The following is a 20,522-nucleotide window of genomic DNA, read 5'->3' on the forward strand; positions in this document are numbered from 1 at the left end:
TCTGCGCGTATCCCTGTGCGTATGTCTCTCAGCGCGTCTTCCGCGCGGCGCGTGCGCGGTCCGGGCGCAGGCCGGGGACCGCGAGTGTCGCCGCGCCCGCGAGGGCGACGGCGGCCGACACCCCGAAGGTGAGGTTCCAGGACCCCGTGGAGTCGATCAGAAGCCCCACGAGGAGCGGTGCGAAGATGCCCGAGAGATTCGCGACGAAGTGGACGAAGCCGGTGACGGAGCCCACCCGCGAACGGGGCACCGTGTCGGTCACGATGACGAAGTACTGGCCGCCCGTCAGGTAGAGCATGAACACCACGGCGGACATCAGGGCGACCGCGGCCCACGCGCTGGAGACGAGGCTCGTCGAGCACAGCAGGGCCGCGGTGACGACCAGCCCCGCGACGATGACCACCGCGCGGGCGCGGCGCGGCTCGCCCGTGCGCTCGGCCAGCCGGTCGGCGAGCGTGCCCCCGCTCAGGTAGCCGACGACGCCGAAGATCCAGGGGACCGCGCCCGCGAGAGCGATGCTCTTGATGTCGACGCCCTGCTCGTCGGTCAGATAGACCGGGAACCAGGACAGGAAGGTGTAGAGCACCCAGGAGTAGCCGAAGAAGGCGACCGCGACCGCCAGGACCAGGGGGCGGCGGACGAGCGTGCGCACCGCGGGGGCCTCGCCCCCGTCCTCGCCGTTCCCGGCCTCGCCCTCGGCCGGCGCGATGCGCCCCGCGGCGATGTCCGCGCTGTCGCGCGCGCTCGCCAGCGGGTGGAAGTCGGGGGAGTCGCGTACGACGACCCACCAGCCGAGGGTGACGAGCCCGCCGAGGACGCCGAGGATGACGAACGGGATGCGCCAGTCCCCGGTCCAGGCGATGAGCCCGGCGACGACGGGGGTGCCGATGGCGCCGCCCAGCGGCGTGCCGGCCTGGGCCACCCCGACGGCCCGGCCCATCTCCCGCTGCGGGAACCAGTTCGACGCGAGCTTCGTGGTGACCGCGCCCTGCGGCCCCTCGCCGAAGCCGAATCCGAAGCGGACCACCAGCAGGCTGATGAACCCCGCGGCGACCCCGGTGAGCGCCACGCACACGCTCCACAGCCCGGCGGCGTACGCCATGACCCGGCGCGGGCCGTACCGGTCGGCGAAGTGCCCGCCGATGAAGCAGAACGGGGCGTACCCGACGAAGAACACGGCGGTGATGACCCCGAACTGGGAGTTGGAGATGTGCAGTTCCCGCATCATCGTCGGCCCCGCGACGCCCAGGGCCGAGCGGTCGGCGTAGTTCAGCACGAGGACGACCGATGCGGCGCCGAGCATCGCCCAACGGAGCCGGAAGCGGCGGGCGGGGGCCGAGCCCTTCCGCCGCTCGCCGTCCACCTGGGTACGCACCATCGAACCTCCTCGTCCGATATATCAGACACTGTCGTCTGACTCGGACAACATCCTGCGATCACCCTCCGCGCGATGTCAATGGCCGTGCGCCGCGCGAAACGGACCCGCACCATGAGGGGATGTCCTCCACCGCAGCCGCGCCCTTCACCGCCGACGACTACCGCGCCCGCATCGCCAGGGCCGCCGCCTCCGCGGCCGAGGCCGGGCTCGCCGGCCTGCTCGTCGCGCCGGGACCCGACCTGGCGCACCTCACCGGCTACCGGCCCACCGCCGACACCGAGCGCCTGACGCTCCTGGTCGTCCCCGCGCACGGCGCGCCTCACCTCGTGGTGCCCGCCCTCGAAGCGGGCGACGCCGCACGGGCGCCGGGCGCCGCCGCGCTCACGCTCCGCCCGTGGACCGACGCGGACGACCCCTATGCGGCGGCCACGGCGCTGCTCGACCCTGAAGGCGCCTTCGGCATCAGCGACAACGCCTGGTCGCTGCACCTGCTCGCGCTCCAGCGGGCGCTGCCGCGCACCGCCTACCGGGGCCTGTCCGACGTGCTGCCGATGCTGCGCGCCGTCAAGGACGACCGCGAGCTGGCGCGGGTGGCCGCCGCGGGCGCCGCCGCCGACGCCGCCTACGAGGAGATCCTGCGGGTCCGCTTCGCCGGGCGCAGGGAGTCGGAGATCGCCGCCGACCTCGCGGCGCTGCTGCTCGCGCACGGCCACTCGCAGGTCGACTTCACCGTCGTCGGCTCGGGGCCCAACGGCGCCGACCCGCACCACGAGGCGGGCGAGCGGGTCGTCGCCGAGGGCGACATGGTGGTCCTCGACTTCGGCGGCCTCAAGGACGGCTACGGCTCCGACACCACCCGCACCGTGCACGTCGGCGAGCCCACGCCCGAGGAGCGGCGCGTCCACGACACCGTGCGCGCCGCGCAGGAGGCCGGGTGCGCCGCCGTGCGGCCCGGCGCCGCCTGCCAGGACGTGGACCGGGCGGCGCGCGCGGTCATCGAGGACGCGGGGTACGGCCCGTACTTCATCCACCGCACCGGGCACGGCATCGGCGTCACCACCCACGAACCCCCGTACATGATCGAGGGCGAGGAGCGCCCGCTCGTGCCGGGCATGTGCTTCTCCGTCGAGCCGGGGATCTATCTGCCGGGGCGGTTCGGGGTGCGGATCGAGGACATCGTGGCGGTGACCGGGACCGGCGGCCGTCGCCTCAACAACACCCCGAGGGAGCTCGCGATCGTCGAATAGCCCCCGCCGCGCGGGGAATTCGGCCGTCCGGCCGCGCCGTGTCCGGGCCGGCGCGCGACTCGACGACCCGGTGGGCGCGCCCGCCCCGCCGGGCGGGGCAGGTCGCGCACCGCTGACAGCCCCGCCGCGGCATGTGCCCCGTGCCCGGCCCGGCGACCGGACGGCGGGGCCCCGCGTCCGGGCCACAGCTCAGCCGCGTCGTCCGGGCCCGGCGGGGCGCCGCCGGGGCACGGCCGCCCGCTCAGGCGCCGCGCAGGACCACGGCGCAGGCGGCCGGCAGGTGCAGCACGCCGTCCGCGCCCGGGGGGCCGAGGGGCGACCAGGAGGCGAGGACCGTGTGCGGCCCGCCGCCCAGCGGGACCGCGCGCGGCACGTCGGACAGGTTCACCGCCACCTCGACGTCGCCCCTGCGGAAGGCGAGCCAGCGCTCCGCCTCGTCGAAGACGACACCCACCGCGGCCAGGTCCGGGTCCGTCAGGTCGGGCTCGGCCGCGCGCAGCGCGATCAGCTCGCGGTGCCAGGCGAGCAGCCGCGCGTGCGGCTCGCGCCCCCGCTCCGCGCGGTCGAGGCAGGAGCGGTCCCTCGTCGCCGGGTCCTGCGGGTCGGGGATGTCCTCGGCCGCCCAGCCGTGCGCCGCGAACTCCCGCCGCCTGCCGGTGCGTACGGCCTCGGCGAGTTCGGGGTCCCGGTGGTCGGTGAAGAACTGCCAGGGCGTGCCCGCCCCCCACTCCTCGCCCATGAACAGCATCGGCGTGTGCGGCCCCGTCAGGACGAGCGCGGCCGCGCAGGCCAGCAGGCCGGGGGAGAGCGTCGCGGAGAGCCGGTCGCCCTGTGCGCGGTTGCCGACCTGGTCGTGCGTCTGCGCGTAGCCGAGGAAGCGGTGCGCGGGGGTGTGCGCGCGGTCCACGGGCCTGCCGTGCGTCCTGCCGCGGAACGAGGAGTACGTGCCGTCGTGGAAGAACACGCGGGTGAGCGTCTTCGCCAGCGCGGCGAGCGGCGCCCGTGCGAAGTCCGCGTAGTAGCCCTGGGACTCGCCGGTGAGCGCCGTGTGCAGCGCGTGGTGGAAGTCGTCGTTCCACTGGGCGTGCAGGCCGAGGCCGCCCGCCGCGCGCGGCGTCGTGGTGCGCGGGTCGCACAGGTCGGACTCGGCGATCAGGAACAGCGGCCGACCCGTCTCCGCGGCCAGCGAGTCCACCCGCGAGGACAGCTCCTCAAGGAACGTCAGCGCCCGCGTGTCGGCGAGCGCGTGCACCGCGTCGAGCCGCAGCCCGTCGAGCCCGAAGTCCCGCAGCCAGGCGAGGGCGCTGCCCAGCAGGAACTCCCGCACCTCGTCGGAGCCCGGCGCGTCCAGGTTCACCGCCGCGCCCCACGGCGTGTGGTGCGTCTTAGTGAAGTACGGGCCGAACGCGGGCAGGTGGTTGCCCGAGGGGCCCAGGTGGTTGTGGACCACGTCGAGCACCACCCCGAGCCCCTGCGCGTGCGCCGCGTCCACGAAGCGCGCCAGCGCCGCGGGCCCGCCGTAGGGCTCGTGCACCGCCCACAGCGACACCCCCTCGTACCCCCAGCCATGGGTGCCGGGAAAGGGGCACAGCGGCATCAACTCGACGTGTGTGACGCCGAGTTCCGTGAGCTCCGCCAGGTGTCCCGCCGCCGCGTCCAGGGTGCCCTCCCGGGTGTACGTGCCCACGTGCAGCTCGTACAGCACGGCGCCCGACAGCGGCCTGCCCGCCCACGGCACCCGCCGCTCGTACGCCGCGGGGCCGACCACCGCGCTCAGCCCGTCGGGGCCGTCCGGCTGGCGGCGCGAGCGCGGGTCGGGCAGGACGGGCCCGCCGTCCAGCGCGAACCCGTACCTGCTGCCGTCGCCCGCCGGCGCCTCGGCCGTCCACCAGCCGCCCCCGGCCGGGCCGCGCCGCATCGGCACGTCCCCGCCGTCGAGCCGCAGCACGACCTCTTCCGCCGCCTGCGGCGCCCACACCTCGAACCGCACGAATCCCCCTCGTCCTGCCGTGCTCATCACGTGCCTCCATGGTGGCAAGCCGCACCGCTGTCCGCGGGTGCAGCGCGCCGTGCGGACCCGAGGTTCCCGCGCCCGCCCCTCGACGGGCACCGTCTGGACACCCGCGGCCCGCCGGCTGGACAATCCGGTGTGTGACGTCCTCCTTCGAAAGGCCCGTATACCCGGCGCGGCCCTCCGACGCCGAGCGCGACCGCGTCCTCGCGGTGCTGCGGGAGGGCGTGGCGGCCGGACGGCTGTCCCAGGACACCTTCCTGCGCCGTATGGACCTCGTGCTCTCGGCGCGCCGCGCGGACGAGCTGAAGCTCCTGACGGCCGATCTGGAGGACGAGGGCCGTCTGTCGCGGCGGGTGTTCGGAGCGGTCGGCCGCCTGTCGGCCTTCTCGCTCAGGCTCCGCACGGCGTGGCAGGCGGAGCGGCTGCCGAAACTGCTGCTTCCACGGCCCTCCCCGTACCCGCTGCGGATCGGCCGCGACCCGGCCAACGGCCTGCGCCTCACCCATGACACGGTCTCCAGGCACCACGCGGAACTCACGGCGCGGGACGGCGTGTGGGTGCTGCGCGACCTGGGCTCGACCAACGGCACGACCGTCAACGGCCGCCGTGTCGTGGGCGCCGCGGTCGTCGGCGAGGGCGACCGGGTCTCCTTCGGCCGGATGGGCTTCCGCATCGCCACCCGCTGACCGCTCCCCGCTCACACCTCCTTGGCGAGCAGGGCGACCGGCCGGTCCGCGAACAGCCCGGCCAGCGGCACCTCTCCGCCCTCGAAGACCCGGGGCGGCGCCGCGAGTACGTCCCGCCAGGTGCCGGGCGGCAGCCGCAGCGCCGTGCCCGCCCAGCCGCCCGCCTCCGCGAGGCGCAGTGGCAGCCGGGTGACCGCGGTGACGACCTCGCCCGACCTGGCGAACGCCAGGCAGTGCTCCGCCGCGGGACCGTCCGCGTCGAGCCGCGCGTACGTCCCCGACTCGCCGAAGGCGGCGGGCCGCGCGCGGCGCAGCTGGAGCGCGGCCGTCGTCACGACCGTCTTCTCGTCCGGCGGCCCGGGCCGGAAGCGCGCCCGGTTGTCCGGGTCGACCAGCGCGTGGTAGTCGCGCTCCGTGCCCTGGTACAGGTCGGGGACGCCCGGCATCGTCAGGTGCACCAGCGCCGCGCCGAGCGCGGCTGCGCGCACGTACGGGTCGAGGGCCCGGCTGAAGTGGGCGACCGTGCGCCGCGCTGCGCCCGCCGGGCCCGCCGCGACGAAGTCCCTCACGGCCTGCTCGAACCGCGGGTCACCCTCGGTCCAGCTGGTGCGAAGACCGGCCTCGCGCACCGACTTGAGCAACGCGCCCTCCATGCGCTCCCCTTCGGGCGCGGCGGCGAGCGCCGCGTCGACGTCCGCCGTGTCGCCCGCCGGGGTGAAGCCGAGCGCCGTCTGCCACGCCTGCCAGGCGACCAGCGGGTCGGGCGCGGCCACGCCCGCCACCTGTGCCAGCAGGTCGTCCCACCAGCGCGGGCACTGCGAGAGCACCGCGATGCCCGCCCGCACGTCCGCGCTGCGCTTGGTGTCATGGGTGGTCAGCACCGTGCCGGTGGCCGGCCAGTCGCGGGCGATCCGCTCGCAGAACGCGTGGAAGGCGTCCGGGCTCACGGCAGGGGCCGCCGGCTCGCCGCCCACCTCGTTGGCCGAAAGCAGCGGCAGGAACCGGTAGAACGCCGTGTCCTCGACCGACTTGGCCCGCAGCGCCGACGAGGTCTGCGCGAACCGCGCGCAGAACGCCGCCTGGCCGGGGCCCGTTCCGAGCCCCCCGAGCGCCAGCTCCCGCACGACGTCGACCGCGGCCGCCTCCTCGGGGACCGCGAACACCGCCTTCGCCTCCCGCACCGTCTCCTGCGGGATCGCCGAGGCCGCCGCCTCGGTGCGCGGCCCCCCCGCCACCGCGTAGGGCCGGTACACCTCCATCCGCACGAGCAGCTCCCTGATCGCGGTCTCCAGCGCCCAGGGGGCGTGGTCCCGCAGGGCGGGGTCCGCGGCGCAGACCCGGCTCGCCGTGCGCACCAGGAAGGCCGTCTCCGCGGCCAGTTCGTGCAGCAGCACCCGGTAGGCGGCCCTGCGGACCGTCGGCTCCCAGTACCCGCCGCGGTCCTCGGCGGGGGCGACGACCTCGCGGAAGCGCCGCTCCAGCTGCCCTGCGCCGACCGGGTCGGTGAACAGCCCGTCCACGCGGCGCAGCGCGTCGTAGCCGGTGGTGCCCGCGACGGCCCACGCGGCGGGCAGCCGCTCCTCGTCGGAGAGGATCTTCTCCACGACCGTCCAGCAGCCGCCCGTCGCCCCGCTCAGCCGCCGCAGGTACTCCTCGGGGTCGGCGAGCCCGTCGGGGTGGTCGATCCGCAGCCCGTCCACCACGCCGTCGCGCACCAGTTCAAGGATCTTCGCGTGGCTCTCCGCGAACACCGCTGGGTCCTCCACGCGCACCCCGATGAGGTCGGAGATGGTGAAGAACCTGCGGTAGTTGAGCTCCGTGCGGGCCAGCCGCCACCAGGCGAGCCGGTAGTGCTGCGCGTCGAGCAGCCGCGGCAGCGGCAGGTCCTCGGTGCCGGGCGCCAGCGGGAAGCGCTGCTCGCCGTGGCACAGCTCGCCGTCCTCGACGCGCAGCTGCCCGAGCTCCCCGCCGAGCGGCCCCGGCAGGACCGGCAGCAGCACCTTGCCGCCGCCCGCCTCCCAGTCGATGTCGAACCAGCGGGCGTACGGGGACGCCTGCCCCTCCCGCAGCACCTCGCGCAGCACCCGGTTGTGGCGCGGCGACATCGCCATGTGGTTCGGCACGATGTCCAGCACGATGCCGAGCCCGTGCTCCCCGGCCCGCCGCGCCAGCTGCCGCAGCCCCTCCTCGCCGCCGAGTTCGGCCCGTACGGAGGCGTGGTCCGTCACGTCGTAGCCGTGGGTGGAACCGGGCACGGCTTCCAGTACGGGCGACAGGTGCAGGTGCGAGACGCCGAGCGCGGCGAGGTAGGGCACGGCCTTCTCGGCCGCGGCGAACGGGAAGTCGGGCTGGAGCTGGAGCCGGTAGGTCGCGGTGGGCGTCATGGACACGTACGTACCCCGTGCGGCGCGTTCCGTGTCATGGGCGGCGGATTCGGTCACTCGTACGTCCGGGAGGTCGCGTAGGGGCTGCGGACAGGTGCGGGGCGTGCGGGGAGCCGCCGGGCGCTCAGGCGTCCGGGGCGTACACGTACGGCGTGGTCGTGGTGAGCCGGACGAAGCCGAGCCGCTCCAGGATCGGACGGCTCCGGTCGGACGCGTCGACCTGCAGGTACGGGTAGCCGCGCCGCTCGGCGACCCGCGCGCGCCGCGCCACCAGCGCGCGGTAGACGCCCCGGCCGCGCCACTCGGGCAGCGTACCGCCGCCCCACAGGCTCGCGAACTCCTTGCCGGGCGGCAGCTCGGCGCGGGCCGCGCAGACCGGCGTGTCGCCCGCGAGCGCGACGGCCGCCCAGACCGTGTCCTGTGCCTCGGCGAGCTGCCGCTCAAGCCGGGCGGGGAAGGACGAGGGACGGCCGAACACCCGCGCGTGCACGTCCGCCATCAGCGCGACCCCCGCCGGGTCCGTGACCCGCGCGAGCCGCACCCCGTCGGGCAGTCGGACGTCCGCCGTGCGCTCGACGACCTCCGCGGTCGCGGCGACCATCAGCGCCTCCGCCGGTTCGGGCACGAGGCCCGCGGCGGCGAGCCGCTCGCCGAGGTCCCGCGGCCCGTCGTGCGCGTACAGCTTCCACTCGAAGGGCAGGCCGAGGGCCGCGAAGTGCGCCTTCTGCGCGGCGATCTCCGCGTCGGCCGTCGCCTCGTCGAGGTCCGACCAGAGCACGCCGTTCCAGTCGTCGGGTCCGCCGGCCTGGCGCACGGCGCGCGCTGTGCGGTCCACGCGCGCGCCGCCGTCCGGCCCGGCCTCCCGCCGCATCCGCCGGTCGAACAGGGCGCGCGCGGCGCGTAGCTCGGAGTCTTCCATGAACCGCACTGCACCACCGCGCGGGACCCCGGGCAACTCGTTTTGCCCCGGCGCCCGGCGTGACAGGCCGCCCGGCGCGGGGCCGTCACGCCGGGCGCATCAGGACGACCATGCTGCGGCTCGTCAGGGTGGTCCGCTCCCCGCCGTCGATCGTCGGGCCCCCTCCCGCGGGCACACCCCCGGGCCGCGCCGTGTCCACCACGACCCGCCACTGCCTGCCGTGGTTGACGGGCACGAGGAACTCCAGGTCGTCCGGGCTCGCGTTGAACATCAGCAGGAACGAGTCGTCGGAGATCCGCTCGCCGCGCGGTCCGGGCTCGGAGATCGCGTGCCCGTTGAGGAACACGGTCATGGCGCTCGCGCTCGCCGCCTGCCAGTCCTGCTGCGTCATCTCCTCGCCCTCGGGCGTGAACCACGCGATGTCGGACAGCTCGTCGTGGGTGCCCTCCACGGGCCTGCCGTGGAAGAAGCGGCGCCGCCTGAACACCGGGTGGTCGCGGCGCAGCCAGACCATCGCCCGGGTGAAGGCGAGCATCGACTCGCCCTCGGGGCCGCCGGCCGGCGACCCGTCCTCGGCCTTCGCGTCGGGGTCGGGCCAGTGCACCCACGAGACCTCGTTGTCCTGGCAGTAGGCGTTGTTGTTGCCGCCCTGCGTCCTGGCGAACTCGTCGCCGTGGCTGAGCATCGGCACGCCCTGCGACAGCAGCAGCGTCGCCGTGAAGTTGCGCATCTGGCGGCGGCGCAGCTCCAGGATCTCCGGGTCGTCGGTCGGGCCCTCGGCGCCGCAGTTCCAGGACCTGTTGTGGCTCTCGCCGTCCCGGTTGTCCTCGCCGTTGGCCTCGTTGTGCTTGCCGTTGTACGCGACGAGGTCGTGCAGCGTGAAGCCGTCGTGGCAGGTGGCGAAGTTGATCGAGGCGAGGGGCCGCCTGCCGTCGTCCTGGTAGAGGTCGGAGGACCCGGTCAGCCGGGACGCGAACTCCGCCAGGGTACGCGGCTCGCCGCGCCACAGGTCCCGCACCGTGTCGCGGTACTTGCCGTTCCACTCGGTCCACAGCGGCGGGAAGTTGCCGACCTGGTAGCCGCCCTCGCCGACGTCCCACGGCTCGGCGATCAGCTTGACCTGGCTGACGACCGGGTCCTGCTGGACCAGGTCGAAGAACGAGGACAGCCGGTCGACCTCGTGGAACTGCCGGGCCAGGGTGGCCGCGAGGTCGAAGCGGAAGCCGTCGACGTGCATCTCGGTGACCCAGTACCGCAGCGAGTCCATGATCAGCTGGAGCACGTGGGGCGAGCGCATCAGCAGCGAGTTGCCGGTGCCCGTGGTGTCCATGTAGTAGCGGGGGTCTTCCGCGAGCCGGTAGTACTGCGGGTTGTCCAGGCCGCGGAAGGAGAGCGTCGGGCCGAGGTGGTTGCCCTCGGCCGTGTGGTTGTAGACCACGTCGAGGATGACCTCGATGCCCGCCTCGTGCAGCGCCTTGACGGCCTGCTTGAACTCCAGCACCTGTTCGCCGCGGTCGCCCCAGGAGGCGTAGGCGTTGTGCGGCGCGAAGAAGCCGATGGTGTTGTAGCCCCAGTAGTTCGCGAGCCCGGCGTCCGCCAGCCGGTGGTCGTTGACGAACTGGTGTACGGGCATCAGTTCGAGCGCCGTCACCCCGAGCTCCGTCAGGTGCTCGATCACCGCCGGGTGGGCGAGCCCCGCGTAGGTGCCCCGCAGCTCGTCGGGGAGCGCGGGGTGCAGCATCGTCAGGCCCTTCACATGGGCCTCGTAGATCACCGTGCGGTGGTAGTCGGTGCGCGGCGGGCGGTCGTTGCCCCAGTCGAAGTACGGGTTGACGACGACCGACGACATCGTGTGCGGCGCCGAGTCCATGTCGTTGCGGGAGTCGGGCCTGCCGAAGTGGTAGCCGTACACCGCCTCGCCCCACTCGACGCTGCCGCTGATGGCGCGCGCGTACGGGTCGAGCAGCAGCTTCGCGGAGTTGCACCGCAGGCCCTTCTCCGGCGCGTACGGCCCGTGCACGCGGAAGCCGTAGCGCTGGCCCGGCATCACCCCCGGCAGGTACGCGTGCCGGACGAACGCGTCGGTCTCCCGCAGTTCGACCGCGGTCTCGGAACCGTCGTCGTGCAGCAGGCACAACTCGATCCGGTCCGCCGCCTCGGAGTAGACCGCGAAGTTGGTGCCTGCGCCGTCGTACGTGGCGCCCAGGGGATACCTGTGCCCCGGCCAGATCTGCATAGACGAAACTCTTCCATTTCTGATCCGGGTGGTGCCGGTCTCTTCCCGCAGATCTTCCCCGAAAGTCGGGTCAGTACCTAGCACCCCCGTTCCCAGGGGATGCCTGCGCCATGTGCCCGGGGCCCTGCCGGAGGGCGCGTGCGCCTCCCCTCGTACGGCGCGCGCCGGGGCGCACCACCCGTGCAAAAGGTGTGTTCAGTATGGAAAGGTGCATGCGGGAACCGCAGAACATCGGCCACGGAGGCGGGAGTTGGGAATCGGCCTGGCCGTTCCTGATGCGTCGCGCGCGGTCGTCGGAGTAATCTTCGTCGATCACTGGGGTTGATCACTTGGATCGCCGGAAGGTCTCCCGGCGGCGGGGAAGGGGCGGTGCGCGGGTGAGCTCGGGAGGGCTGGAGCTACCCCCCGGTGGCCCAGGTCACGAGGGTGAGGCGGGTGCCGTCCCGGCGGGCGCGGTGTCCGTCGCGCGCCCGGTGGACATCGGCGCGGAGCTGGACTGGGACGCGGACGCCTGGACCGGGGTGCGCACCCGGGCCCGCAGAGCCGGCCGCGCCTACGTCTGGCTGAATCTCGTCGAGCAGCGGATGCGCGCCGTCGTCGCCGCCGTCCTGCGGCCCGTCTACGAGCCCCACCACGGCGACGACTGGGTCATCGCCGCGGCCGGGCCGGCAGGGCAGGAGTGGGTGCAGCGCGCCGCCGCCGTGCGGGAGGTCTCCCGCCGCAAGGGCTACCTGCTCGACCCCGCGGACGACGACGTCCTCTGCTTCCTCACCCTGCCCCAGCTGCGCGAGCTGACCGTGCAGCACTGGCCCTGCTTCGAGCCGTACCTGCGCGACCGGCGCGATCTTGAACTCGTCCTCGACGAGCTGGAGGTCGCCCGCAACGCCGTCTCCCGCAACCGCGCCCTGTCCGAGACGGTCCTCGCCCAGGCCGAGCGTGCCTGCGCCCGGCTGCTCGCCCTGCTCGGCGGCGCGGGCGGCGGGCCCGCCGAGGACGCGAGGCTGCCGGTCGACGCGGTCGAGGACCTGGTCGGCGACCGGTACGCGGACGTGGTCTCCGTCCACCCCGACCGGGTCAGGCTCCAGCGCGAGTTCCCTGCCGAGGACCTCTTCGGCGGCGCCCACCGGGTCGACGCGATCGGCATCGGCCTCAACCTGCTGGCGCAGAACTTCTCCGGCAGGCGGCTGATCCGGCTCGCCGAGTCGGGCTGCCGGGTGCGGCTGCTCTTCCTCAACCCGGCGAGCAGCGCCGTCAAGCGCCGCGAGCGCGAGCTCCAGCTCCGCAAGGGCGAGCTGAGCCGCACCGTCGAGATGAACATCCTGCACATGCGCCGCGTGCGCGCCAAGCTCCGCGACCCCGGCGCCTTCGAGATACACGTCTTCGACGAGACGCCCCGCTTCACCGCCTACCTCGTCGACGGCGACGGCCCCGGCGGGCTCGCCGTCGTCCAGTCGTACCTGCGCACCGCGCGCGGCATCGAGACCCCGGTGCTGGTGCTGCGCGGCGGCGGACGCGAGGTGGTGCGCGCGGGACGGGGCACCGAGCACGGCCTCTTCGAGGTCTACCGCGAGGAGTTCGAGACGTTCTGGGCGGATTCGCGGCCGGTCTCCTGAGCGCGGGGCCCGCGCCGCTGTCAGTGCCGCGTGCGAGGGTGTGGGGAGTGAGAGTACGGGGGCACAACGGCGCGGCGGGGCCGCACGGTGAGGGGAAGTCAGGATGACGTGGCACGGGGGACCGCTGGCCGGATTCGACCTGGAGACGACGGGCACGGAACCGCTGGAGGCGAGGATCGTCTCCGCCGCGGTGGTGGAGGCCGCCGGGGGCGAGGTGGTGGAGAGCCGCACCTGGCTCGCCGACCCCGGTGTGCTGATCCCTGCTCAGGCGTCCGCCGTGCACGGCATCAGCAGTGAGCGCGCCGCGGCCGAGGGCCGGCCGGCCGGCGAGGTGGCCGCGGAGGTCGCGGACGCGCTGCGCGGCGCCTGGGCGCGCGGCGTGCCGGTGGTCGCCTACAACGCGGCCTTCGACCTGACGCTGCTCTGCGCCGAGCTCGAACGGCACGGCCTGCCGCCGCTCGGGCCGCTCGGCCCGGTCGTCGACCCGTACACCATCGACCGGGCCGTCGACCGCTACCGCAAGGGCAAGCGCACCCTGGAGGCCGTCTGCGGGGAGTACGGCGTGGTGCTCGACGCGGCCCACGAGGCCGTCGCCGACGCCCTCGCCGCGGTCCGGGTCGCGACCGCGATAGCGGGCAGGCACCCGAAGGTCGCCGCGCTCACCGCCGGCGAGCTCCACGAGCGGCAGACCGCCTGGTACGCGGCGTGGGCCGAGGACTTCGAGGGCTTCCTGCGCCGCAAGGGCGACGCGGACGCGAGCGTGGACCGCGACTGGCCGCTGCGGGCCAGGTTCGCCGTGCCGGCCGCGGACACCGGCGCCGCACACCGCGGCTGAGCGCCGGCCCCGCGGCCCCGCGGCTCAGAACGGGTACCAGCGCACCTCCGGGTCACCGGCGCGCAGCGAGGCCACCCGCCGCGCGAACTCCGCGCGCGCCGCCGGATTGGCCGGGGCGTGCTGCGCCACCCACGCGCAGCTCGCGGTCTCCCTGGCGCCCCGCAGCACGGCGCAGCCCTCCCACTCCCGCACGTCCCAGCCGTAGGCCGCCGTGAAGGCGTCGTACGCGGCGGGGTCGAGGCCGTACCGGTCGAGGGAGAGCGCGAGGACCACCAGGTCGTGCTCCCGCAGGTCGCGGGAGAAGGTCTCCAGGTCCACAAGGACGGGGCCGTCCGCGGTCACCTGCACATTGCGCGGCAGCGCGTCCCCGTGGATCGGGCCCGGCGGCAGATGCGGCGTCAGGGCGGCCGCGCGCTCCGCGAAGCCGTCCCTGCGCTCCCGCAGATAGGCCGCGTCCGCCGGATCGATCGCGTCCCCCGCGAGCCGCAGCCAGCGCTCCACCCCGCCGAGCAGCTCGCGCCGCGGCAGCGCCAGGTCCCGGGGCGCCGCCAGCGCGTGCACCCGCAGCAGCGGCTCCGCGAGGTCCACGGGCTCCGCGGGGCGCACCGCCGCGGGCAGCCGGTGCCACAGCGTCACCGGATGGCCCGCCACCCGGCGCGCGTGCGGCTCGGCCGCGCGCACCGCGGGCACCCCCGCGCCTGCCAGCCACCCGGCGAGCGCCACCTCGCGCTCCGCGCGCTCCCACAGCTCGGGCGCGCGCGCCGCGTCCCTGCCCACCTTCACCACGAGGTCCCCCGCGGCGAACACCGCGTTCTCGCCGAGCGCGATCAGCTCGGCGGACCGCGGCAGCCCCGCGGCCCTGAGGATGTCCCTGGCCTGAGCCTCGTCCATGGGGAAGATCACTCGCTCACGTGCGCCGCCGGATACGTCTGTCGGCGCACCACCCTCTCACCCCGCGCGCCGCCGCCGCCCACCGCCTCCGCGGGCCACTCGCGCCTTGCCTCCCGGGCCGTCGCGCCGCCCTGTCGTGTCCCGCATGACCACGTCGTACGCCGTCCTGCTGCGCGGGATCGACGTCAGCGGCAGCACGCAGGTCCCCATGGCCGGCCTGCGCGAGACCCTCGGCGGGCTCGGCCTCGAAGCGGTCCGCACCCGTCTGCGCAGCGGCAACGCGGTCTTCCGCACCCCCGGCGACGACCGGCCGGCCGACGACGCGCTGCGCGCCCGTATCGAGGCGGCGCTCCGCGAACGCTTCGGCTCCGGGACCGGCTGCGTCGTGCGCGACGCCGCGTACCTCGAAGCGGTCGTGGCCGGCTGCCCGTTCGACGCGCACGCGCTTAAGGGCCGGCAGCTGCACGTCACGTACTTCTCCGCGCCGGTGGATCCGGCCCGCCTCGCGGACCTCGACCCCGGCGCGTACCTCCCCGAGGAGTTCCGCCTCGGCGACCGCGCCCTCTACCTGCTGGCACCGGACGGCGTGGGCCGTTCGAAGCTCGCCGCGGCGCTCGGCAGGCCGGCGCGTTACCCGGGCGTGGTCGCCACCAGCCGCAACTGGAACACCGCCGTCCGACTGATGGAACTCACCCGTGGCTGACGCCTCGCCCGCCACGGCCGCCGTCATCGAGGCGGAGCTGTGCTTCCTCGACCCCGCGGTGCAGGGCTCGCCCGCCGGGCTCGCCGCCCCGCTCCACCCGGAGTTCCTGTCCTTCGGCTCCTCGGGCCGCTGCTGGAACCGGGAGACCTTCGTGGCGGAGCCGCGTGCCAGGGGACCTGCGGGCCCGCCCCCGACCGTCTCGCGCCTCGACTCCGTGGAACTCGCCGACGGCGTGGTGCACGTGACCTTCGACGTGGAGGCCGGCCGCCGACGCGCGCACCGCAGCTCGGTGTGGCGGCGCGCCGGCGGCGAGTGGCTGCTCTACTTCCACCAGGGCACGGCGTTCACTCCTGGGGAAGTGCCTCCTCGGGGCTGATCCGGTCCGCCCGCGCCGTCCACCTGCCGTCCGTGCGGGAGATCCGCACCGGGTGGTCGAAGCACTTGCTGACCCGGTCGGTCGTGAGCACCTCCGCGGCCGGGCCCGACCCCACGCACCGCCCCTCGCGCAGCAGCATCGCGTGCGTCGTGGACGCGGGCAGCTCCTCCAGGTGGTGCGTGACCAGCACGGTCGCCAGCTCGGGGTGGGCGAGCCGCAACGCGTCGAGGGCGCTCAGCAGCTGCTCGCGGGCGGCCAGGTCGAGCCCGGTCGCGGGCTCGTCGAGCAGCAGCAGCCGGGGGCGCGCCATCAGCGCGCGGGCGATGAGCGTACGGCCCCGCTCGCCCTGCGACAGCGTCGGCCAGCGCGCCTCCGCCTTGCCGCCCATGCCCAGCATGGCGAGCAGCCGCAGCGCGCGCTCCGGCTCCCCGGCGGGCGGGGTCCAGCGGGGCACCGGCTCCACGGAGTTCGTCAGCCCGGTCAGCGCCACGTCGAGCACCCGCAGCGGCGAGCGCAGCGGATGGCGCGGGTTGACGTGGCCGATGGACGTGCGCAGTTCCCGCAGGTCGACCCGGCCCAGGGTGCGGCCGAGCACCTCCACCCGGCCGCGCGTCGGGTGCGTCAGCGCGCCGACCATGCCGAGCAGGGTCGACTTGCCCGCTCCGTTGGAGCCGAGCAGCGCCCAGTGCTCGCCGCTCCGCACGGTCATCGAGACCGAGTCGAGCAGCAGTCTGCCCTGGCGGACCACATCGATATCGGTCACTTCCACGACGGTGGGCGGCACGGTCGCCGGGTCCTCGACGGTCATCAGGGTGGTGCTCCTCGGTCAGTTCGCGGCGGACGCGCAGGGGCGCGCCCGGGTCATCCCCGCGGTCCGGTGTCTCCGGCGCGGGCCCTGCCGCGGTCTCGTGCCCCGGCCTGGCAAGTGCGGGTAGGGCGCCGCCGCGGCGCTGTGGACGCCGCCGCGCCACGGCCGGCCCCACCGCCCCCCTGGTCGGGGGCGCCCGCGCCGGCCGTCGTGGCTCGCGGATCCTGGAGCCGATCCTTCGCACGATCGTACCGGCACCCGCGCCGGGACCCTCCGGGCGCCCGCACCCACGGAGCGCCCGGGACCTGCGGGGACGGTGGGGCGCGCGGCGCCGGCGGGGTCGCGCGGAGTGTGCCCGGGGCCCGGGTACCTGCGGGGACGGCGGGGCGCCCGACCGCCGGGCGGTGGGCGGGGCTCCGGCCGCGGGCGGTGCGGTCGTCCCCGACCAGGGGTCAGGAGCCCCGGCCCCGTGGCCGTCTTGCGACATCGCGTGGCCTGTCGGGCGTACGGGGCGGGACGCGGCGCGTGCCGGGCCGGAGGGGGTCCGTGCGGGTCCGTGTGGGGGCCCGCACAGACTGCGGGTCCCGGGATGCGGAAGGTGTCCGTGCCGCCGTGCCGCCGTGCCCCCGTGCCGCCGTGCCCCCGTGCCGTCTGCCGCGGGGCCGGGGCCGGGTGCGCGCCGTGCGCGGGGTGGCCCGTACGGGTTCGACGGCCGTCTTCCGGGGGCCGGGCCCTGCGCGTAGAGTCGGTGATCTTGATTCGGCGCCGGGCGCCCGGGGCGGCCCGGCCGTGTCGAACCCCGGAGGGCGGGACCACGATGACGTCGGAACTCCGCAGTGCCCAGTGGTATGGCGGCGACGACCGCGACGGCTACATCCACCGGGCCTGGATGCGCAGAGGCCTGCCCTCTGACGCGTTCTCCGGGCGGCCGCACATCGCGATCGCCAACACCGCGTCCGACCTCACGCCCTGCAACGCGCATCTGGACGAGGTCGCGTCCTCGGTGCGCGACGGCATCCACGAGGCGGGCGGCATCCCGCTCAACCTGCCGGTGGTCTCGCTCGGCGAGACCCTGCTGCGGCCGACCGCGATGCTCTGGCGGAACATGGCGGCGATGGCCACGGAGGAGATGCTCCGCGGCAACCCCGTCGACGGGGTCGTGCTGCTCGGCGGCTGCGACAAGACCATCCCCTCCCTGCTGATGGCCGCCGCCTCCGTCGACCTGCCCGCCGTCGTCGTGCCGGGCGGGCCGATGCTGACGGGCACGTTCCGCGGCAAGCCCCTCGGCTGCGGCACCGATGTGTGGCGCCTCAGCGAGGAGGTGCGCGGCGGCACCCTCAGCCGCGAGGACTTCATCCGCTCCGAATCCGCGATGATCCGCAGCCGGGGCCACTGCAACACCATGGGCACCGCCTCCACCATGGGCCTGCTCGCCGAGGCGCTCGGCACGGTCCTGCCCGGCGTCGCGGGCACCCCCGCGCCCGACAGCAGGCTGCTGGAGTCCGCCCACGCCACCGGAAAGCTCGCGGTGGACCTGGTGCGCGAGAGCCGCACCCCGAGCACGCTGCTGACCCGCGCCTCCTTCCACAACGCGATCGTCGCGCTCGCCGCGATCGGTGGCTCCACCAACGCCGTCGTGCACCTGCTGGCGATCGCCGGCCGGCTCGGCGTCGGCCTCACGCTCGACGACTTCGACCGCATCGGATCCCGGGTTCCGCTGCTCGTGGACCTCCAGCCCGCCGGCCGCTTCCTCATGGACGACCTGCACAGGGCCGGCGGCCTGCTCGCCGTCCTGCGCGAGGTGCGCGACCTGCTCGACCCGGCGGCGCTCACCGTCACGGGACGGCCCCTCGTGGACCACCTGGACGACGCGCGGATCTGGGACCGCGAGGTCATCAGGGCCCGCGAGGAGCCCCTGCGGGACGACGCGGGCATCGCCGTGCTGCGCGGCAACCTCGCGCCCGACGGCGCGATCGTCAAGCCCGCCGCGGCCTCCGAGCACCTGCTGCGCCACCGCGGGCGCGCCGTCGTCTTCGACAGCGTCGAGGACTTCCACGCCCGCGTCGACGACCCCGGCCTCGACGTGGACGCCGACTCGGTGCTGGTGCTGCGCGGCTGCGGGCCCCGCGGCTACCCGGGCATGCCCGAGGTGTCCAACATGCCCCTGCCGAAGAAGCTCCTCGAACAGGGCGTGCGCGACATGGTCAGGGTCTGCGACGGGCGGATGAGCGGCACCGCGTACGGGACGGTGGTGCTGCACGTCGCGCCGGAGGCCGCCGCCGGCGGCCCGCTCGCGCTCGTACGCACCGGCGACGTCATCGCACTCGACGTGCCGGGGCGGACCCTCACCCTGGACGTGCCGGACGCGGAGCTCGCCGCCCGCACCCCCGACCGGGCGACCACCGACCGGTACGCGGCGCCCGCACGCGGCTGGGAGCGCCTCTACGTCGACCATGTCACCCAGGCCGACACCGGCGCCGACCTCGACTTCCTGACCGGCGCGACCGGCCCGGCGGTGGGCCGCGAGTCGCACTGAGCCCCGCTCCCGGCCCGCGCCGCGCCCTCCGACACGCGCACCCCGGCCCTACGAGGCTCCCGCCGCCTTCCGCGCGCCCCAGGTCCGCCCTCTCCTTCACCGCCCCAGAAGCATAATCATAAAAGCTTTTGCGATGATGTACTTTTGAAGAGTGCCCCACTACAACGAGGTCCCACCGCCGGCCCCCGGCCCCGTGGTCGAATTCGCTCAGCACGTCGGACGGCTGCACACCCTGCTGGACAGGGGAGTCGTCGCGGCGGCGCGGAGCTTCGGCCTGTCCCGCAGTGAGTTCGACGTACTCGTCGCCGTCGCGGCGCGGCCCGACGGCCTGCGTCCCGGGGAGCTCGCCAAGGGCCTGCTCCTCACCACCGGCGGGCTGAGCAACATCCTGCGGAGGCTCCAGGAAGAGGGGCTCGTCGAGCGCCTCCCGGAGTCCTCCGACCGGCGGGGCCGGAAGATACGCCTCACCGGAGGCGGATGGGTCCTGGCGCGTGACACGACGGAGGCCGTCTACGCGTCCATCCAGCGCCTGCTGGGACCGGCCGACGCCTCCCGCCTCGCGGACGCCAACGCGCATCTGCACTCCGTGCTCGGCGCGCTCGGGGAGGACGCCCCGGTCCACCGCTTGCAGAACCGGCCGGACACCACGTCCTGACCGGGCACTCGCACCGCCTGGAAGGAACAGACCCATGCCGGTCCACCAAAGGCGTACGTATCACCTGGCGTCGGAGTCGGCCGTGCCCGACTACCTCGCCCGTTGGGAGGCGCACGTGGCGTCCCTGGCCGAATTCCACGTGACGACGCACGCCTTCGCCCCGGCGCCCGGGGACCCGAAGGCCGTGGTCGCCCTCGTCAGCTTCCGCGACGGAGACGATCCGGAAGCGGTCATGCGCGACTACATGCGCAGTGACGGATTCCTCACCGACATGGCGGGATTCGACATGGCGCAGATCGTGCGAGTCGACACCCTCCTGCTGGACCCCCGGCCCGCGGACGGCGAGCCGCAGGCGCAGGCCCCGTCGCAGGCCCGCCCCGAGGAGGCCGGGCGCACCGGGCGGCTCGCGGGCAAGGTCGCGCTGATCACCGGGAGCGCGCGCGGGCAGGGCGCGGCCGAGGCCCGCCGCTTCGCGCGGGAGGGCGCGCGCGTCTACGTGTGCGACGTGATCGAGACGGACGGCGAGGCCCTGGCCGCCGAGATCCGCGCGGCGGGCGGATCGGCGGCCTTCAAGCTGCTCGACGTCTCCGACGCGGACCGCTGGCGCCAGGTCGTGGATGAGATCGAGAAGGAGGCGGGACGGCTGGACATCCTCGTCAACAACGCGGGGATCAACGAGCGCCGGCCGCTCTCCGGCACCACGCCGGAGACGTGGAGCAAGATCCTCGACGTCAACCTGACCGGCCAGTTCACCGGCATCCAGGTCTGCGCGCCGCTGATGCGGAAGTCCGGGGGCGGCAGCATCGTCAACATCGGCTCGACGTCGGGAATCATGGGACACCCGGTCGCCGCCTACTCCACCTCCAAGTGGGCCGTACGGGGGATGACGAAGTCGGCGGCCACCGAACTCGCGCCGCTGGGAATCAGGGTCAACGCCATGCACCCAGGCGTGGTCGAGACGCCCATGATGAGTTCGGCGACCGAGCTCGTGGAGGAGCTGGTGGACATGACGCCGCTCGGCCGTGCCGCCGATCCCGACGAACTGGCCTCGGCCGCGCTCTTCCTCGCCAGCGACGACGCGACCTTCATCACCGGGATCGACCTGCCGGTGGACGGCGGGTTCAGCGAGATCGGCGCCTACGGCACGATCTGGAAGAAGCTCAACAGCTGACCGTCGCCGCCGCCTCCCGGGCGCACCGGCGCCGGGGAGGCGGGCACCGGCGCCCTCGCGTACGCCGCCT

The 20,522-nt window shown here is 74.8% G+C and carries 16 protein-coding genes; 9 read left to right on the plus strand and 7 right to left on the minus strand.

Translation table 11 applies throughout. From position 1 onward, the window contains the following. Positions 1 to 28 precede the first annotated feature (28 nt). A complete protein-coding gene (locus ABEA77_RS15710; RefSeq protein ID WP_345647057.1) occupies positions 29 to 1,378 on the minus strand; it encodes an MFS transporter in 1,350 nt (449 codons plus the stop codon). Between the two features lie 119 nt (positions 1,379 to 1,497). Between ABEA77_RS15710 and ABEA77_RS15715 the strand changes: the two genes are divergently transcribed. Beyond that, positions 1,498 to 2,625 (plus strand): M24 family metallopeptidase, encoded by a 1,128-nt coding sequence (locus tag ABEA77_RS15715; RefSeq protein WP_345647058.1) that lies wholly within the window; start codon positions 1,498 to 1,500, stop codon positions 2,623 to 2,625. Between the two features lie 241 nt (positions 2,626 to 2,866). Here ABEA77_RS15715 and treZ read toward each other — a convergent pair whose 3' ends face one another. Then, positions 2,867 to 4,615: a malto-oligosyltrehalose trehalohydrolase gene (gene treZ, locus ABEA77_RS15720; RefSeq protein ID WP_345647231.1), complete on the minus strand. Its 1,749-nt coding sequence runs from the start codon at positions 4,613 to 4,615 to the stop codon at positions 2,867 to 2,869. A gap of 161 nt (positions 4,616 to 4,776) precedes the next feature. Between treZ and ABEA77_RS15725 the strand changes: the two genes are divergently transcribed. Continuing rightward, on the plus strand, positions 4,777 to 5,325 hold the full coding sequence (locus ABEA77_RS15725; protein WP_345647059.1) for an FHA domain-containing protein: 549 nt from the start codon (positions 4,777 to 4,779) through the stop codon (positions 5,323 to 5,325). Between the two features lie 11 nt (positions 5,326 to 5,336). Here ABEA77_RS15725 and treY read toward each other — a convergent pair whose 3' ends face one another. From treY to glgX, 3 genes are all read right to left on the minus strand, one after another. After that, positions 5,337 to 7,709, minus strand: a complete 2,373-nt coding sequence (gene treY, locus ABEA77_RS15730; protein ID WP_345647061.1) for a malto-oligosyltrehalose synthase — start codon at positions 7,707 to 7,709, stop codon at positions 5,337 to 5,339. A 124-nt stretch (positions 7,710 to 7,833) separates the two neighbouring features. After that, positions 7,834 to 8,628, minus strand: a complete 795-nt coding sequence (locus tag ABEA77_RS15735) for a GNAT family N-acetyltransferase (protein WP_345647063.1) — start codon at positions 8,626 to 8,628, stop codon at positions 7,834 to 7,836. An 85-nt stretch (positions 8,629 to 8,713) separates the two neighbouring features. Further along, entirely contained in the window at positions 8,714 to 10,864 is a 2,151-nt protein-coding gene (gene glgX / locus ABEA77_RS15740) for a glycogen debranching protein GlgX (RefSeq protein ID WP_345647065.1), read from the minus strand. Positions 10,865 to 11,241: 377 nt separating this feature from the next. Between glgX and ABEA77_RS15745 the strand changes: the two genes are divergently transcribed. Both ABEA77_RS15745 and ABEA77_RS15750 read left to right on the plus strand, forming a co-directional pair. Next, a complete protein-coding gene (locus ABEA77_RS15745; RefSeq protein WP_345647067.1) occupies positions 11,242 to 12,477 on the plus strand; it encodes an SAV2148 family HEPN domain-containing protein in 1,236 nt (411 codons plus the stop codon). A 103-nt stretch (positions 12,478 to 12,580) separates the two neighbouring features. Next, a complete protein-coding gene (locus tag ABEA77_RS15750; RefSeq protein ID WP_345647070.1) occupies positions 12,581 to 13,312 on the plus strand; it encodes a 3'-5' exonuclease in 732 nt (243 codons plus the stop codon). A 24-nt stretch (positions 13,313 to 13,336) separates the two neighbouring features. Here ABEA77_RS15750 and ABEA77_RS15755 read toward each other — a convergent pair whose 3' ends face one another. After that, positions 13,337 to 14,203, minus strand: coding sequence for a phosphotransferase enzyme family protein (locus tag ABEA77_RS15755; protein WP_345647073.1), 867 nt, complete (start codon positions 14,201 to 14,203; stop codon positions 13,337 to 13,339). A 145-nt stretch (positions 14,204 to 14,348) separates the two neighbouring features. Between ABEA77_RS15755 and ABEA77_RS15760 the strand changes: the two genes are divergently transcribed. Together ABEA77_RS15760 and ABEA77_RS15765 are read left to right on the plus strand one after the other, a co-directional pair. Continuing rightward, a complete protein-coding gene (locus ABEA77_RS15760) occupies positions 14,349 to 14,906 on the plus strand; it encodes a DUF1697 domain-containing protein (protein WP_345647076.1) in 558 nt (185 codons plus the stop codon). Continuing rightward, positions 14,899 to 15,282 carry a nuclear transport factor 2 family protein gene (locus ABEA77_RS15765; protein ID WP_345647079.1) on the plus strand — a complete coding sequence of 128 codons (384 nt, stop codon included), beginning with the start codon at positions 14,899 to 14,901 and terminating at the stop codon, positions 15,280 to 15,282. Before ABEA77_RS15760 ends, ABEA77_RS15765 begins: the two co-directional genes overlap by 8 nt. On the opposite strand, the gene ABEA77_RS15770 is transcribed toward ABEA77_RS15765, so the two are convergent. Continuing rightward, positions 15,251 to 16,090: an ABC transporter ATP-binding protein gene (locus ABEA77_RS15770; protein WP_345647082.1), complete on the minus strand. Its 840-nt coding sequence runs from the start codon at positions 16,088 to 16,090 to the stop codon at positions 15,251 to 15,253. The genes ABEA77_RS15765 and ABEA77_RS15770 overlap by 32 nt on opposite strands. Positions 16,091 to 16,907: 817 nt before the next feature. Here ABEA77_RS15770 and ABEA77_RS15775 point away from each other — a divergent pair. The 3 genes from ABEA77_RS15775 to ABEA77_RS15785 all read left to right on the plus strand — a co-directional run bounded on the left by ABEA77_RS15775 (position 16,908) and on the right by ABEA77_RS15785 (position 20,452). Then, positions 16,908 to 18,626 carry an IlvD/Edd family dehydratase gene (locus ABEA77_RS15775; protein ID WP_345647085.1) on the plus strand — a complete coding sequence of 573 codons (1,719 nt, stop codon included), beginning with the start codon at positions 16,908 to 16,910 and terminating at the stop codon, positions 18,624 to 18,626. 151 nt (positions 18,627 to 18,777) lie between these two features. Then, a complete protein-coding gene (locus ABEA77_RS15780) occupies positions 18,778 to 19,281 on the plus strand; it encodes a MarR family winged helix-turn-helix transcriptional regulator (RefSeq protein ID WP_345647087.1) in 504 nt (167 codons plus the stop codon). A 34-nt stretch (positions 19,282 to 19,315) separates the two neighbouring features. Continuing rightward, entirely contained in the window at positions 19,316 to 20,452 is a 1,137-nt protein-coding gene (locus ABEA77_RS15785; RefSeq protein ID WP_345647090.1) for an SDR family NAD(P)-dependent oxidoreductase, read from the plus strand. Positions 20,453 to 20,522: the final 70 nt, after the last annotated feature.

Source organism: Streptomyces tremellae (genome assembly GCF_039540215.1).
GTDB lineage: Bacteria > Actinomycetota > Actinomycetes > Streptomycetales > Streptomycetaceae > Streptomyces > Streptomyces tremellae.